General features: G+C 56.2%; 15 protein-coding genes. 11 read left to right on the top strand and 4 right to left on the bottom strand.

From position 1 onward, the window contains the following. Positions 1-169 precede the first annotated feature (169 nt). The 3 genes from A3466_RS18015 to psiF all read left to right on the top strand — a co-directional run bounded on the left by A3466_RS18015 (position 170) and on the right by psiF (position 2,468). Complete coding sequence (locus A3466_RS18015; RefSeq protein ID WP_063451725.1) at positions 170-1,384, top strand: multidrug efflux MFS transporter; 1,215 nt, start codon at positions 170-172, stop codon at positions 1,382-1,384. 207 nt (positions 1,385-1,591) lie between these two features. Then, positions 1,592-1,852 carry an anti-adapter protein IraP gene (iraP, locus tag A3466_RS18010; RefSeq protein WP_063451724.1) on the top strand — a complete coding sequence of 87 codons (261 nt, stop codon included), beginning with the start codon at positions 1,592-1,594 and terminating at the stop codon, positions 1,850-1,852. Positions 1,853-2,147: 295 nt separating this feature from the next. Continuing rightward, complete coding sequence (gene psiF / locus A3466_RS18005; RefSeq protein ID WP_063451723.1) at positions 2,148-2,468, top strand: phosphate starvation-inducible protein PsiF; 321 nt, start codon at positions 2,148-2,150, stop codon at positions 2,466-2,468. A 212-nt stretch (positions 2,469-2,680) separates the two neighbouring features. Here psiF and proC read toward each other — a convergent pair whose 3' ends face one another. Continuing rightward, positions 2,681-3,490 (bottom strand): pyrroline-5-carboxylate reductase, encoded by an 810-nt coding sequence (gene proC / locus A3466_RS18000; protein WP_063451722.1) that lies wholly within the window; start codon positions 3,488-3,490, stop codon positions 2,681-2,683. A 97-nt stretch (positions 3,491-3,587) separates the two neighbouring features. Here proC and A3466_RS17995 point away from each other — a divergent pair, with 97 nt between their 5' ends. From A3466_RS17995 to ppnP, 5 genes are all read left to right on the top strand, one after another. Continuing rightward, positions 3,588-4,046, top strand: a complete 459-nt coding sequence (locus tag A3466_RS17995) for a YaiI/YqxD family protein (RefSeq protein WP_063451721.1) — start codon at positions 3,588-3,590, stop codon at positions 4,044-4,046. 144 nt (positions 4,047-4,190) lie between these two features. Then, positions 4,191-4,715, top strand: coding sequence for a shikimate kinase AroL (gene aroL, locus A3466_RS17990; RefSeq protein WP_063451720.1), 525 nt, complete (start codon positions 4,191-4,193; stop codon positions 4,713-4,715). A gap of 44 nt (positions 4,716-4,759) precedes the next feature. Further along, the gene (yaiA, locus tag A3466_RS17985) at positions 4,760-4,951 is read left to right on the top strand and encodes a protein YaiA (RefSeq protein ID WP_063451719.1); all 192 of its coding nucleotides are present in this window, start codon (positions 4,760-4,762) and stop codon (positions 4,949-4,951) included. 236 nt (positions 4,952-5,187) lie between these two features. Beyond that, positions 5,188-5,865, top strand: a complete 678-nt coding sequence (locus tag A3466_RS17980; RefSeq protein WP_063451718.1) for an AroM family protein — start codon at positions 5,188-5,190, stop codon at positions 5,863-5,865. A 72-nt stretch (positions 5,866-5,937) separates the two neighbouring features. After that, a complete protein-coding gene (ppnP, locus tag A3466_RS17975; protein WP_003859131.1) occupies positions 5,938-6,225 on the top strand; it encodes a pyrimidine/purine nucleoside phosphorylase in 288 nt (95 codons plus the stop codon). Positions 6,226-6,267: 42 nt separating this feature from the next. On the opposite strand, the gene rdgC is transcribed toward ppnP, so the two are convergent. After that, positions 6,268-7,182: a recombination-associated protein RdgC gene (rdgC, locus tag A3466_RS17970; protein ID WP_006809928.1), complete on the bottom strand. Its 915-nt coding sequence runs from the start codon at positions 7,180-7,182 to the stop codon at positions 6,268-6,270. Positions 7,183-7,305: 123 nt separating this feature from the next. Between rdgC and mak the strand changes: the two genes are divergently transcribed. Next, a complete protein-coding gene (mak, locus tag A3466_RS17965; RefSeq protein WP_063451717.1) occupies positions 7,306-8,211 on the top strand; it encodes a fructokinase in 906 nt (301 codons plus the stop codon). An 85-nt stretch (positions 8,212-8,296) separates the two neighbouring features. Here the strand turns inward: mak and sbcC are convergent, their stop codons facing one another. After that, entirely contained in the window at positions 8,297-11,428 is a 3,132-nt protein-coding gene (gene sbcC / locus A3466_RS17960) for an exonuclease subunit SbcC (RefSeq protein ID WP_063451716.1), read from the bottom strand. Then, positions 11,425-12,630: an exonuclease subunit SbcD gene (gene sbcD / locus A3466_RS17955; RefSeq protein WP_063451715.1), complete on the bottom strand. Its 1,206-nt coding sequence runs from the start codon at positions 12,628-12,630 to the stop codon at positions 11,425-11,427. Before sbcD ends, sbcC begins: the two co-directional genes overlap by 4 nt. Positions 12,631-12,817: 187 nt before the next feature. Between sbcD and phoB the strand changes: the two genes are divergently transcribed. Next, positions 12,818-13,507: a phosphate response regulator transcription factor PhoB gene (gene phoB, locus A3466_RS17950; RefSeq protein WP_003859122.1), complete on the top strand. Its 690-nt coding sequence runs from the start codon at positions 12,818-12,820 to the stop codon at positions 13,505-13,507. Positions 13,508-13,528: 21 nt separating this feature from the next. Beyond that, the gene (phoR, locus tag A3466_RS17945) at positions 13,529-14,824 is read left to right on the top strand and encodes a phosphate regulon sensor histidine kinase PhoR (RefSeq protein WP_063451714.1); all 1,296 of its coding nucleotides are present in this window, start codon (positions 13,529-13,531) and stop codon (positions 14,822-14,824) included. The last annotated feature ends 44 nt before the right edge of the window (positions 14,825-14,868 follow it).

The raw sequence follows: 14,868 nt of genomic DNA, 5'->3' as shown, positions 1-14,868 counted from the left end.
AGCATAATCTTCCACCGACAAGTGGATAAATTGTGACTTGTTTCACAAATATGATGACTGGGAAGATAAAACACCAAAGTCTGCAAGGCCGCATCTCTGGCGCTATGCCATCGCGCGTAACTTGCTAATCTGTCGGCGAATTCGCCTAAAAATGAAGACTATTTCTGTTATGGAATCCTGGAAAGTTAACCTCATCTCAGTCTGGTTCGGCTGTTTCTTCACCGGACTGGCTATCAGCCAGATATTGCCCTTCCTGCCGCTGTACGTGTCGCAGCTGGGGGTCACTTCCCATGAAGCGCTCTCCATGTGGTCTGGCCTGACGTTCAGCGTGACGTTTCTGGTATCTGCCATAGTGTCCCCGATGTGGGGAAGCCTGGCGGACCGTAAGGGGCGAAAGCTGATGTTGCTCCGCGCCTCGCTGGGGATGGCGATAGCCATTTTGCTCCAGGCCTTTGCCACCAACGTCTGGCAGCTGTTTATTCTGCGGGCGATTATGGGGCTGACTTCCGGGTACATTCCGAACGCCATGGCGCTGGTGGCCTCGCAGGTACCGCGCGAGCGGAGCGGCTGGGCGCTCAGTACGCTTTCCACCGCACAGATCAGCGGGGTGATTGGCGGCCCGCTGCTCGGTGGCTTCCTGGCCGACCATGTCGGGCTGCGTGCGGTCTTTATCATTACCGCCATCCTGCTGACAATCAGCTTTATGGTCACCCTTTTTCTGATCAAAGAGGGCGGGCGGCCTGCTGTAAGCAAATCCGAACGCCTGAGCGGAAAGGCGGTTTTCGCTTCGCTGCCTTATCCTGGCCTGATGATCAGCCTCTTTGTCACCACGATGGTGATCCAGCTCTGCAACGGCTCGGTGGGGCCGATTCTGGCGCTGTTTATCAAGTCGATGGCGCCGGACAGCAGCAACATTGCTTTTCTGAGCGGGATGATTGCCGCCGTGCCGGGCGTGTCGGCGCTGATGTCCGCGCCGCGTCTGGGAAAACTGGGTGACAGGATCGGTACGGCACGCATTCTGATGGCAACGCTCATCATCGCCGTGATCCTCTTCTTTGCCATGTCGTTCGTCAACACACCACTTCAGCTCGGCGTGCTGCGCTTCCTGCTTGGTTTTGCGGATGGCGCCATGCTGCCTGCGGTTCAGACGCTGCTGGTGAAATATTCCAGTGACCAGGTAACAGGCCGCATTTTTGGCTACAACCAGTCGTTCATGTATTTAGGCAACGTAGCGGGCCCGCTGATTGGCGCATCGGTCTCGGCGATGGCGGGGTTCCGCTGGGTATTTGCCGCAACGGCGGTGGTGGTGCTTATTAATATTATTCAACTGGCCTTTGCCTTGCGACGTCGCAGGCAAATCGCTGAGGCAAAGTCAGCCCGGTAAACACGATAATATATTATTTATTCTTATGAACGCCGTATTTTTATATAACGAAATGCGGCGCGTTTCTTTTGGAAAAACGTTTCGCTCCCGGTTTGGAATATCTTTTTGGCAGCGATATCACTTTTGCATAAGAGAAAATCAATTCATGCTTTGCATTATTCATTGAGGGTGTTAATTTCAGGGGGAATCACAAAAGGAAATACCACCATGAAAAATCTCATTGCTGAGTTATTGGTTAAGCTTGCCCAAAAGGAAGAAGAGTCGAAAGAGCTGGTTGCCCAGGTCGAGGCGCTGGAAATCGTCGTTACGGCACTGTTGCGACAGATGGCAAAACCGGAGCAGGAGGCGTTGATCAACAACGTTGAAGGCGCGCTGGAGAATGCCCGCCCTGATTCACAGGTGCCCACAGAAGATGCGGAGCTGCTTCAGCAATACGTAAAGAAGCTTTTAAGGCATCCTCGCAGCTAACCTGCCAGAGGTCAAAATGACGTGTCACAGAATTGTCATGCAGGATGCCTGGCGTCGCGCTGTTTTTATTTTTACCCACTTGTTATGGGGTAATTAAATTGAAGCAGAGCACACTTTTCACCGCATTATTTACGTTATTAATTACTTTTGTCCTTCCGGCGTAACCGGATAATGATAATCGCACCGCGATGGAACTGAAATAACCGGGAAGCCCCGCGAAAATCATGGTTGCAGGGTGGTTTTTTTCCCGTAACGAACCAGACTTAACGTGGAACTTCACATAAAGGATGGTGCAATGAAAACCACAATACTGGTTACCCTGCTCTCAGGCCTGTGTCTGATGGCCTCAGCACACGCGGAAGAGAAAACGTTAACGCCTCAGCAGCAGCGCATGACGACCTGTAACCAACAGGCGACATCGCAAAGTCTGAAAGGGGATGCCCGTAAAACATATATGAGCGACTGCCTTAAGAAGGGGGCGACCAAACCGGATGAAAAAAGCCTGACCCCGCAGCAGCAAAAAATGCGCGAGTGTAATGCTCAGGCGACGCAGCAGATGCTGAAAGGCGACGATCGCAGCAAGTTCATGAGCGCGTGCCTGAAGAAACAGGCGTAGTGCTATGGGTGAGTCACGATAGTGGCTCACCCAAAATTTCATACTTTCGCTGACATCCCCTCTCTATAATTGGGGAAATTGTTTCATAATTTTCCCACAAAGGATGAACGATGAATTTTATGAAATCACGAGCACATTCGGGAAGCGGGCACCAGCAGCTGTTACAGGATGACTCATACCGTTCCGGTCTGCGATTTGCCCGGCGTTGCTCGTCAGGACTTGCTCAGCTTCTCTGATTTTTCCATGCATTTTTGCATCGCCTCGATCACGGCGGAGCGGAAGCCACGATCTTCCAGCACGCGCACGGCTTCAATGGTCGTGCCGCCCGGCGAGCACACCATATCTTTCAGTTCGCCCGGATGTTTACCCGTTTCCAGCACCATTTTGGCCGAGCCCATTACCGCCTGCGCCGCAAATTTGTAAGCCTGCGCGCGCGGCATGCCGCCCAGCACGGCGGCATCCGCCATGGCTTCGATAAACATAAAGACATACGCCGGCGCCGAGCCGCTCACGCCTACTACCGGGTGGATCATCGCTTCGGCAATCACTTCCGCTTCGCCGAAGCAGCGGAAAATATTCAGTACATCCGCCACGTCTTCAGACGTCACCAGGGCGTTCGGGGTCACGGAGGTCATGCCGGCATTCACCAGCGATGGGGTGTTCGGCATGGCACGAACAATTTTACGGTCGTGGCCCAGCGCGCGGGCGAGCTGATCGAGGGTCACACCTGCGGCAATCGACACCACCAGAGTATCTTTATTCAGGCTGGAGGTGATCTCGCTCAGGACTTTAATCATGATATTCGGCTTAACGGCGCCAAAGACAATGTCCGCAACCTGAGCCACTTCCTGCGCGCTTTCTGCGGCGTTGATACCATACTCATCACGCAGCGCCGCGACCTTATCCGGTGACGGGGTATAGACCCAAATCTGCCCCGGCAGCACCTGGCCGCTGGCAATCAGTCCACCGAGGATAGCTTTACCCATGTTCCCGCAGCCGATAAACCCGATTTTCTTATCCATCACGTCTCTCCGTTATTATGCGTTGTTATCTCTCACTGATAGCTTAACAACGAAATGCAGGCGACAATAGTCGCCAGAATCATATTGGGGAGAGACTATGGCGATTTGGGTTGATGCGGACGCGTGTCCGAACGTGATCAAAGAGATTTTATTTCGCGCTGCCGAGCGCGTGCAGATGCCGCTGACGCTGGTGGCGAACCAGAATATCCGCGTGCCGCCTTCCAGATACATTCGTTCTCTGCGCGTTCCGGCCGGGTTCGACGTGGCGGATAACGAGATAGTACGCCTGTGCAGCGCGGGGGATTTGGTGATCACCGCGGATATCCCGCTGGCAGCCGATGTTCTGGCGAAGGGGGCGGCGGCGCTGAACCCGCGCGGTGAACGTTATTCTCCGGCAACGATCCGCGAGAAACTCACCATGCGTGATTTTATGGATACGCTGCGTTCCAGCGGCGTGCAGACCGGTGGGCCAGATAGCCTGTCGCAGCGCGATCGCCAGCAGTTTGCCGCCGAGCTGGACAAATGGCTGCTGGAAGTGAAACGCCGCCCGGCGTAGACATCCTCCGGGCTGTTTTGTGGTACAGTGTGGCTTCCACAGGCTTGTCATTCCGTACCGCTTTGCAGTAAAGTTAGCGCAACATCTTCTGCAATCATTTCTTTACAGCCTTCAGTTATCCGGCATCAAGGGGAACACCTGGTTATGAACCCACCCATCTTTTTAGTTGGCCCTCGCGGCTGTGGGAAAACGACCGTTGGTCTGGAGCTGGCGCGTTTGTGCCAGAGTCGGTTCGTTGATACTGACCACTGGCTCCAGGAGAATGCCGGTCAGACCATCGCCGATATCGTGGAGAATGAGGGGTGGGAGAGCTTTCGCGCGCGCGAAACGGCTACGCTGGAAGCGGTGACCGCACCGTCAACCGTGATTGCAACCGGTGGGGGCATTATTCTGGCACCGTACAATCGTCAGTTTATGCGCGACAAAGGTGTCGTGATCTACCTCTGTGCCCCGGTATCGACGCTGGTGGGGCGGCTGGAAGCGTTTCCGGAAGAGGGGCAGCGCCCGGCGCTGACCGCGAAACCGCTGAGTGAAGAGGTCAGCGACGTGCTCGCCGAACGCGATGCGCTATACCGCGAGGCGGCACACCATGTTGTGGATGCTTCGGCGTCACCCGAAAAAGTTGCGATTCAGATTATTACCGCCCTGCGTTTGGCTTGCGCCAGCTAACAGCCGTCTATACTCATAGCTCAGACATAAAAAAAGGATGAGCTATGCCAACCAGACCTCCCTATCCACGTGAAGCCCGCATCGTTACCGTTGAAAAAGGTAATGGCGATGAGACCGTAACCTGGTACCAGCTGCGTGCCGATCACCCCAAACCCGATTCGCTGATCAGCGAACATGAAACCGAACAGGAAGCGCGGGATGCGAAACGGCGCTATGAGGATCCAGAGAAGTCCTGATAAAAGTCCGAATTCGTTACAACCGTGCCTGCATCACACTTTTAACTTATCGCCATTGTTAAGTAGCAGTTAATATTTAGTTATTACAGGTGGATTCGGAAAGGCCAGTCGATCTTTACACTACGGTGTAGAGGTCCCCTGCTACGCTTGGTGCTGTTTTGTTGAATAAATAAACGGTGCAGCGTAGTGAGCCTGTACCTGTGTGGCAGTTGTGGTAGTAACGGAAGGCGATCAAAATGAAGGCGACGTTGGCGATCCTCACAATCGGTGTGGTCCCTGTAAGCGAAGTATTACCGCTCCTCACGGAGCATATCTCTGAACAACAGATTAAGCATCTTAGCCTGTTAGGGAAGATGAGTCGGGAAGAGGTCATGGAAGACTACGCTGTCGAGGCGGGGGATGAGCCCCTGGCAACGTTATTAAGCGACGGTAAACTGGCGCATGTGTCGCGTCAGAAAATCGAGCGCGCGCTACAAGGCGTGATCGAAGTGCTCGATAATCAAGACTATGACGTCATTTTGCTGATGAGCACGGCACCGGTTAAAGGGCTTAGCGCGCGTAATGCCATTCTGCTCGAACCGATGCGGATCATTCCGCCGCTGGTGGCGTCAATTGTTGATGGTCATCAGGTTGGGGTTATTGTTCCCGTTGAAGAACTGCTGGATAACCAGACGGTGAAGTGGGCCGCGCTGGAGCACACTCCGCTGTACGCGCTGGCAAATCCGTTCTGGGACAGCGAAGCGAAACTAATTGCGGCTGGACAGGAGTTGATCGACAGAGGGGCGGATGTCCTGATGCTGGACTGCCTGGGGTTCCATCAGCGGCATCGTGATTTACTGCAAAAGGCGCTGGATGTTCCGGTGCTGCTCTCTAACGTCCTGATGGCGCGCCTGGCGTCGGAATTACTGGTGTAATGAATTTTGCGTGACAGGTCATGAGCATGGCCCCTATAGTGGATTTTTCTCTATAAATATAAGGGCCAGTTCATGCTTCAAAGTAACGAATACTTTTCCGGTAAAGTGAAATCCATTGGTTTTACCAGCAGCAGCACTGGCCGCGCCAGTGTCGGCGTAATGGCAGAAGGGGAATACACCTTTGGCACCGCAGAAGCGGAAGAGATGACGGTGGTCAGCGGCGCGCTGAACGTCTTACTGCCGGGTGAAACGGAGTGGAAAGTCTATAGCGCCGGGCAGGTATTCAACGTGCCGGGCCACAGCGAGTTCCATTTACAGGTTGCTGAGCCAACCTCATATCTGTGCCGCTATCTGAAGTGATGTTTTTTTCCCTCTCCCCGTGGGGGAGAGGGTGATAGAGATTTACCTCTGCGCTTCGCCGCCGAGGCCTTCCACCAGATTCTGGATCAGCGCCGCCAGCTCGCCGGTCATCAGGATAAAGTCTGCGTCAAAGCGCTGGGCATAATCTTCGCGGTCAATGTCTTCGTTCTGATCGCGCAGCTCGTCGCAGAACTTCAGACGCTTCACCGAGCCATCATCACACATCACAAACTGAATGCGTTGCTGCCAGTCGAGCGCCAGTTTGGTCACCACTTTGCCCGCTTCAATGTGCACGGCGATTTCGTCGCTCACCAGATCCTGTTTCTTCGCGCGGATCACGCCGCCGTCCTCCAGCAGCGCTTTCAGCTCTGCTTCATCAAGGATCTGGAAGCCCTGAGCGGCCGTCCCGCTGCGTACCCACTCCGTCAGGGTCAGCTCAATCGGCGTTTCCAGCGCCAGCGGAACCACCGGCAATGAGCCAAGGCTCTTACGCAGCAGCGCCAGCGTATCTTCCGCTTTTTTGGCGCTGGCGCAGTCCACCATGATCAGCCCGTTAACGGTGTCGATCCACATCATGGTCTGGCTAAAGCGGCTAAAGGCGCGCGGCAGCAGCGAGTGCAGCACTTCATCCTTCAGCGAATCTTTTTCGGTTTTTTTAAGCTTACGGCCCTGTTCAGCTTCCAGCTTGAAGATCTTCGCTTCGAGCGCCTGCTTAACCACGGGCGTCGGCAGGATCTTCTCTTCTTTACGGGCGCAAACGATGATTTGCCCCGTGCTGCTGGCGTGGGTCAGCGCATCGCTTTGAGAACCCATTGGCGGAACCCAGCCGGTTTTTGCCATATCCTGGCTACCGCAAGGGGTAAAGGAGTAAGCGGCTAACTGTTTTTCCATCTCTTCTGCACGCAGCGAAACGTCGCGGCTGAGACGGTAAACCATCAAATTTTTGAACCACAGCATGATAATTTCCACGGCCTTGTCGTTAAATCAGCGGGCATGATAACGAATTGTCGCATCGCTTGCATTGCTAATCGGGATGCGGGCTTCTACTCTGTTGATAATCAAAATAATGAGGAGTGTATTGTGCGTATTGGGATTGATTTGGGCGGCACCAAAACAGAAGTTATTGCGCTGAGCGAGCAGGGAGAGCAACTGTTTCGCCATCGTCTGCCTACGCCGCGCGATGATTATCACCAGACCCTCGAAACGATTGCTCGCCTGGTCGATATGGCAGAGCAGGCAACGGGCGAGACGGGGACGGTGGGGATGGGGATCCCCGGCTCCATATCGCCCTATACTGGCGTGGTGAAAAATGCCAACTCCACCTGGCTCAACGGTCAGCCGTTTGATAAAGACGTAAGTCAACGTCTGAACCGGGAAGTGCGTCTGGCAAATGACGCCAACTGCCTGGCGGTGTCCGAGGCCGTCGATGGCGCAGCGGCAGGTGCGCAGACCGTTTTTGCGGTCATCATCGGCACCGGCTGCGGGGCGGGCGTGGCTATCGGCGGACGCTCGCATATTGGCGGCAACGGCACCGCGGGCGAGTGGGGACACAACCCGCTGCCGTGGATGGACGACGATGAACTCAAATACCGCGCCGAAGTACCGTGCTACTGCGGCAAGCAGGGCTGTATTGAGACTTTTATTTCCGGTACGGGGTTTGCCACCGATTATCATCGTCTGAGCGGCCAGCCGCTGAAAGGTAACGAGATTATGCGTCTGGTTGACGAGCAGGATCCGGTGGCTGAACTGGCGCTCAGCCGCTACGAAATGCGGCTGGCAAAATCCCTTGCGCATGTGATCAATATTCTCGACCCCGACGTCATTGTGCTGGGCGGCGGCATGAGCAACGTCGACCGGCTGTACGCGACGGTGCCCACGCTGATAAAACAGTGGGTATTTGGCGGCGAGTGTGAAACGCCGATCCGCAAAGCCGTTCACGGTGATTCCAGCGGCGTGCGCGGCGCGGCGTGGTTGTGGCCGGAATAAACGCAAAACAGCAACGCAAGTTTTTGTACCCTCTCCCCGTGGGAGAGGGCCAGGGTGAGGGCACCAGATCACAGCGCCCCATCATTTAACCCACCGCAAACTCCCTGTCCAGCCTGCTGTATCCCAGTCCGTTGATCTTCTTCACTTTGATCTGCACCGGAATACGATCTTTCATTGCCTCGACGTGGCTGATCACGCCGATGGTTTTCCCGGTGGCGTTCAGCGCGTCGAGCGCATCCAGCGCGGTATCCAGCGTTTCGCTGTCGAGCGTGCCGAACCCTTCATCCAGAAACAGCGAGTCAATCCGCGTTTTGTGACTGACCAGATCGGAAAGCGCTAAGGCCAGCGCCAGGCTGACCAGGAAACTCTCCCCGCCGGAAAGGGTGCGCGTATCGCGTACCGCATCGGCCTGCCAGGTGTCGACCACCTCCAGCTCCAGCGCGTCGCTCGCTTTACGCTGGAGAAGGTAGCGGCCGTGCAGACGATTGAGCTGCTGGTTGGCAAGCCACACCAGGTTATCCAGCGTCAGCCCTTGGGCGAATTTACGGAATTTATCGCCGGTGCTGGAGCCTATCAGCGCATTGAGATAGCCCCAGTCGTCGGCCTGACGCGCCGCTTCCTCAATCTGCTGCATTAACGCCTGCTGATGCAGACGGTTATCGCTGTCCTGTTTAAGCTGCTGGCGTATCTCGCCCTGATGCGTGGTGTTGTCCCGAAGCTTCTGCGCCAGCTGCTGTAACCCTGCCTGAAGGGTTGCGGCGTCGGTTTCCAGCCCCTCCGGGCGTTGTGCCTGGTGCGCCTGAAGCTGCTGGCTTGCCTGTACCGAGAGCGCCATGGCCTGCTGAAGCTGGTTCTCGAGCGTCTGCTTTTGCTGTTCAAGCTGGCGCATCGAGGCATCATCCAGCAGGGCGGCGAGAAATGCCTCGCGATCGGCGAAGCAGCTCGCGGTCAGCGCGGCGCTGAACTGAGCCTGCGATTGCTGAAGCCGTTCACGCTCCAGGGTCTCCTGCTGCTGTAGGGTGGCGAGCTGGCTTTGCAGCGACACGCATTCGTCGTGGATCGCACGCCAGTTCTCAGGGATCACCGCGTCGGCTTCTGCATTATCGGAAATCGGCAGCGTATCCAGAATGGGCATCAGGGCGGTAATACGCTCCTGAATCGTACCGTGCTGGGCCTGTTTTTCCTGCCACCGGGCGTACTCGTTTTCGCGCGCGCTGAGCCAGGCATTTTCAGTACCCTCATCGGGCTCGCTAAGCGACAGCGACCGTAACGAAGCAGCCAGCGCCTGACGCGTCGCCGCCAGCTGCTGCTGGTGCTGGCGCGCCTGTCCTTCCTGTTCATTGAGCTGGTTTTGCAGCGTCAGACGCTGGCTTAGCTGATAAAGCTGGCGTTCGTACTGCTCCTGTTCGTACATCCAGGGGGCGATATCATCCTGAATATTCAGCGCTATGTTCAGGGAAGTGCAGACCTCCAGCCACTCTTTAGTAAGTGCTTGCTCTTCCTGAGAGAGAGACTGGGCTTCCTCTGTCTCGCGCTGGATCTGCTGGGTCAGCGCATTGACCTGCCCGAGCACCAGCAACCCTTCCTCTTTCAGCGCGGCAACCTCTTTTTCGAGGGCATCGCGGCGGCGCTGATTGTCGGTCAGTTCGAGTGCCTGATACTGCACCACGGCCGGATGTTCGCATGAGCCGCAGAGCGGGCAAGGCTTACCGGCTTCCAGCTGAGCACGATAGTTCTCAAGATCTTTGATTGTCGCTTCACGCTCACAGAGCGCCTTAAGATCGACAAAGTGCTGATTTTTCTCTTTATACTGTTGGCGGCGCAGGGTCAGGGTGTCGTTGAGCGTGACCCGCTCAGCCTGTGCTTTCTTCACGCTTTCCGCATTCTGGCGCAGCCGTTTTTGCAGCGGCTGATAGCGAGCGTGAAGCGCGGTCAGACGCTGGCGAAGCGCCCGCGTGTGTGCCTGTTGCTCCATTGTCGTCGTGATGGCCTCAGCCGTCAGCGTCAGCGTACTTTCCGGCATCTCGGCCAGCTTCTGGCGGAGCTCAGCAATGCGCGCCGACTGGGCTGCGAGCTGATTTTTATCGCGACTCAGCTGCGTAAAATGCGCCCGCCAGCCGGCAATTTCCTGTCCCCACTGACGGAAACGATCGTGCTCGGTCAGCCACTTCGTCAGCGCCGTGTGCTCTGTCTGCAACTGTTCACGGTTGCGCTGCGCACCGTTGCGGATACGCGCGCGCTGTGCCGCTCTGTCGAGTAAGCGAGTATTTACTTCGACAATTCGCTCTTCGGTCTGCGACAGGCGGGCGGTTTGCTCCTGCTGGTGCTCCCACAGGGGACGCAACTGGGCGGCGGGCTGGGCCAGCTGAAGCTTCGCCAGTTGTGGAGCGGCGTCCGTCAGAGCCTGTTGCGCCTGCTGCTGCGAAACGGCTGCGCGCTGCTGTTCACGGATTAGCTCGTCGTTACGCGTAAGCCACTGAAAATCTTTCTGTTGACTCTGCTGCCGGGCCAGCAGTATTTTCTCTTCGTCAGTGAGCGCCTGCAAACTTTGATGCAAGTGGTGCTGCTGTTCCTCGCTCAGCAGGACAACGCCTGCGGCCTGCGCTTCACACATCTCCAGCGCGCTGCGTGCCGCTTTATGTTTTTCAAAGACCATGGCGGAAATCTGGCCGTAAATTTCCGTGCCGGTCAGTTCTTCCAGCAGCTCAGCGCGATCGCTCGGTTTCGCATTCAGGAAGGCGGCAAACTGCCCCTGAGAGAGCAGCATCGAGCGGGTAAAGCGCCCATAGTCCAGCCCGGTCAGTGCGGCGGTTTGTTCCAGCTTATCCGTGACTTTGTCGGCCAGAATTTTGCCGTCTTCGCAGCGGGCAAGCTCCACGCGCGGTGCCTGTAAGTTTCCGTCCGGCTGGTTGCGGGCGCGGTTCTGGCTCCAGAAAGCGCGATAGGCGACGCCTTTGACCTCGAACTCCACCTCTGCCAGACATTCGGCGGTATCGCGCGTCATCAGGTCGTTTTGGGCCTGAGAGACCTTATTAAGGCGCGGCGTTTCGTGGTAGAGCGCCAGGCAGATGGCGTCCAGCAGCGTGGTTTTACCTGCGCCAGTGGCACCAGTGATGGCAAACAGCCCGTTGCTGGCGAACGGCTCCGCGGTGAAATCAATTTTCCACTCGCCTTTCAGTGAATTCAGATTTTTCAGACGCAGGCTCAGAATTTTCATGCGTTTTCTTCCTCGTCATTGAGGGTATGCAGGGTCTGGGCAAACAGCTCGTTAAGCCTCGTTTGCCTGGCCTCGTCCATCTCTTCATGCGCAAGGCGCCGCGCGAACACCTCTTCAACCCGGAGTTCGCTCAGCGTTTCACGTTGAGCGCTCAGCAGAATTTTCTCGCGCTGCTCGCGGCTGCGGCGTACCAGCAGCACCTCCACGGGAAGGTCTTCCGTCAGCGTCTGAATTTTACGCTGCATATCGTACAGGTAGTCGTCGGTGGCGATTTCGATATCGAGCCAGACGGGCGGGTTAAGCACTGCGCCGCGCCACTGTTCAAGCTGGGCGGTAATGGCGGCCAGATCGCCTTTCAGCACCGCCAGCGGCTGGGTGACCGGGACCTCAAGCGTCTCAACGGCGCTGAGTTTGCCGTCCTTGAAGCTCACCAGATGCACGGATTTGGCTTTGCCCGTTTCGTCAAAACTGAGCGAAATGGGCGAGCCGCTGTAGCGGATGTGCTCGCAGCCGCCGATGATTTGCGCCCGGTGAATGTGCCCGAGGGCAATGTAGTCAGCGGGCGGGAAGTTCTGCGCCGGAAACGCGTCCAGCGTACCGATATAGATCTCGCGCACCGCGTCACTTTTACTGGCCCCGACGGTGGTGAGGTGTCCGGTGGCAACGATCGGAATGGCCTGTTCACCGCGCAGGGCACAGGCTTCCGTATGTTGCTGGTGGTAATAGCGGGTGATGGCCTGCAACAGATGCTGCTGCTTTTCGCTGCCGGACAGGCCGGCCTGGCTTTGCACGATATCGCGCGGGCGTAAAAACGGGATAGGGCACAGCACCGCGCCCGGCGTGCCGTCGCGTTTTTTCAGGATCTGCGGCGCGTGTCCGGCGCTGGCCACCACGGTGGTATTGAGGTACGCCAGAATATCGCGGGATTCATTCAGCATCGCCACGGAATCATGGTTTCCGGCGACAATCACCAGGTGACAACCGGTTTGCTGGAGGTTAACCACAAAACGGTTGTACAGCTCACGCGCATAGCTTGGCGGCGATCCGGTATCAAAAATGTCGCCTGCCACAATAATTGCGTCCACCTCGTGAGCCTGAGCCGTCTCCAGCAGCCAGTTCAGGAACGCTTCATGTTCCGCAGCGCGGCTTTTGCTGTAAAAATTTTGACCCAGGTGCCAGTCTGAGGTGTGAAGTATGCGCATAAGAGATCCGTGGCAATAATAAGAAAGCAGGATTATAAACGTTCGGGGAGCGGAAAATAACCGCTGTAATAAAACAACAGTTTGCCATTTACCGTGGTAATGTTTTTCATAAATCTGTCATAAATCTGACGCATAATGACGCCGCATTACAGACTTGTAACTTAAATACGATAAGACAGGGCAAAGTATGGCGAGACGTATTCTGGTCGTAGAAGATGAAGCTCCGATCCGTGAAATGGTGTGCTTCGTGCTTGAACAAAATGGCTTCCAGCCGGTTGAAGCGGAAGATTATGACAGCGCGGTGAACCAGCTGAATGAACCCTGGCCCGACCTGATCCTGCTGGACTGGATGCTACCTGGCGGTTCCGGATTGCAGTTTATCAAGCATATTAAGCGCGAGGCGATGACCCGCGATATCCCGGTAGTGATGTTGACGGCGCGCGGTGAAGAAGAGGATCGCGTGCGCGGTCTGGAAACCGGTGCGGACGATTACATTACCAAACCGTTCTCTCCGAAAGAGCTGGTGGCTCGAATCAAAGCGGTGATGCGCCGTATTTCACCGATGGCGGTGGAAGAGGTGATTGAGATGCAGGGGCTGAGCCTCGATCCTACCTCACACCGGGTCATGACTGGTGAAAATCCCCTCGATATGGGACCCACCGAATTTAAACTCCTTCACTTCTTTATGACACACCCGGAACGCGTTTACAGCCGCGAACAGTTGCTGAATAACGTCTGGGGAACTAACGTCTATGTCGAAGACCGAACGGTTGACGTCCATATTCGCCGCCTGCGTAAAGCACTGGAACTGAGCGGCCACGATCGCATGGTACAGACGGTCCGCGGCACGGGTTATCGTTTCTCGACCCGTTTCTGAACAATGACAGGAGTGTGACGCGTGCTGGAACGTCTGTCATGGAAAAGGCTCGTCTTTGAACTGATCTTAAGCTGTATTCCGGCCCTCATTCTGGGGGCTGTTTTTGGCTATCTGCCGTGGTTTTTACTGGTGGCCGTGACGGGACTGCTCGTCTGGCATTTCTGGAATTTACTGCGCCTCTCCTGGTGGCTATGGGTCGACAGGAGTATGACACCTCCGCCGGGAAGCGGGAGCTGGGAGCCGCTGCTCTACGGCCTGCACCAGATGCAGATGCGTAATAAAAAGCGTCGTCGTGAGCTGGGAAGCCTGATCAAACGCTTTCGCAGCGGCGCGGAGTCGCTGCCGGACGCGGTGATCCTGACGACGGAAGAAGGGACCATCTTCTGGTGTAATGGCCTCGCGCAACAGCTGCTGGGCCTGCGCTGGCCGGATGATAATGGCCAAAATATCCTTAACCTTCTGCGTTATCCCGAGTTCACGCTGTATCTGAAAAAGCGCGATTTTACCCGTCCGCATAACCTTAAGCTCAACAACGGTCGTCATCTGGAAATCCGCGTGATGCCCTACAGCGATCGGCAGTGGCTGATGGTGGCTCGTGACGTAACCCAGATGCACCAGCTTGAGGGCGCGCGCCGTAACTTCTTTGCTAACGTCAGTCACGAGCTGCGTACGCCGCTGACGGTGCTTCAGGGCTACCTGGAGATGATGCAGGAACAAACGCTGGAGGGGGCGCCGCGTGAGAAAGCGCTGCATACCATGCGGGAGCAGACGTTCCGCATGGAAGGGCTGGTCAAACAGCTGCTGACGCTTTCAAAGATTGAGGCAGCCCCGTCGCTGGCGCTAAACGACATCATTGACGTGCCGATGATGCTGCGGGTGGTGGAGCGCGAGGCCCAAACGCTGAGCCATAATCAGCACACGCTGGCTTTTGACGTTGATAACACGCTGAAAGTGCTTGGCAGTGAAGATGAGTTGCGCAGTGCTATCTCAAACCTGGTGTATAACGCCGTGAATCATACCCCGCAAGGGACGCATATTACGGTGCGCTGGCAGCATACCCCGGCGGGCGCTGAATTTAGCGTCGAGGACAACGGCCCGGGGATTGGGCCAGAACACCTTCCGCGTCTTACCGAACGGTTCTACCGGGTGGATAAAGCGCGCTCGCGGCAGACCGGGGGGAGCGGGCTGGGGCTGGCAATCGTGAAGCATGCGGTGAGCCACCACGACAGCCGTCTTGATATCGAAAGTACCCTGGGCAAGGGCACGCGCTTTAGCTTCGTGCTCCCGGAACGATTAATTGCCAAAAAAAGCGCCTGATGGCAGGCGTGTCAGTTTACCTTTCCACGGGTCAGCACTTGCTG

This window comes from Enterobacter genomosp. S (genome assembly GCF_001631805.1).
GTDB classification, from domain to species: domain Bacteria; phylum Pseudomonadota; class Gammaproteobacteria; order Enterobacterales; family Enterobacteriaceae; genus Enterobacter; species Enterobacter quasihormaechei.
The sequence above is the reverse complement of the archived record's forward strand: the minus strand, read 5'-3'. Positions and strand labels throughout refer to the sequence as shown.

Coding starts and splice junctions, on each gene's coding strand:
- yaiA (WP_063451719.1), top strand. CDS start 4,760: ATGCCAACCAGACCTCCCTATCCACGTGAAGCCCGCATCGTTACCGTT.
- psiF (WP_063451723.1), top strand. CDS start 2,148: ATGAAAACCACAATACTGGTTACCCTGCTCTCAGGCCTGTGTCTGATG.
- iraP (WP_063451724.1), top strand. CDS start 1,592: ATGAAAAATCTCATTGCTGAGTTATTGGTTAAGCTTGCCCAAAAGGAA.
- A3466_RS18015 (WP_063451725.1), top strand. CDS start 170: ATGGAATCCTGGAAAGTTAACCTCATCTCAGTCTGGTTCGGCTGTTTC.
- sbcD (WP_063451715.1), bottom strand. CDS start 12,630: ATGCGCATACTTCACACCTCAGACTGGCACCTGGGTCAAAATTTTTAC.
- proC (WP_063451722.1), bottom strand. CDS start 3,490: ATGGATAAGAAAATCGGGTTTATCGGCTGCGGGAACATGGGTAAAGCT.
- A3466_RS17995 (WP_063451721.1), top strand. CDS start 3,588: ATGGCGATTTGGGTTGATGCGGACGCGTGTCCGAACGTGATCAAAGAG.
- aroL (WP_063451720.1), top strand. CDS start 4,191: ATGAACCCACCCATCTTTTTAGTTGGCCCTCGCGGCTGTGGGAAAACG.
- sbcC (WP_063451716.1), bottom strand. CDS start 11,428: ATGAAAATTCTGAGCCTGCGTCTGAAAAATCTGAATTCACTGAAAGGC.
- phoB (WP_003859122.1), top strand. CDS start 12,818: ATGGCGAGACGTATTCTGGTCGTAGAAGATGAAGCTCCGATCCGTGAA.
- A3466_RS17980 (WP_063451718.1), top strand. CDS start 5,188: ATGAAGGCGACGTTGGCGATCCTCACAATCGGTGTGGTCCCTGTAAGC.
- ppnP (WP_003859131.1), top strand. CDS start 5,938: ATGCTTCAAAGTAACGAATACTTTTCCGGTAAAGTGAAATCCATTGGT.
- rdgC (WP_006809928.1), bottom strand. CDS start 7,182: ATGCTGTGGTTCAAAAATTTGATGGTTTACCGTCTCAGCCGCGACGTT.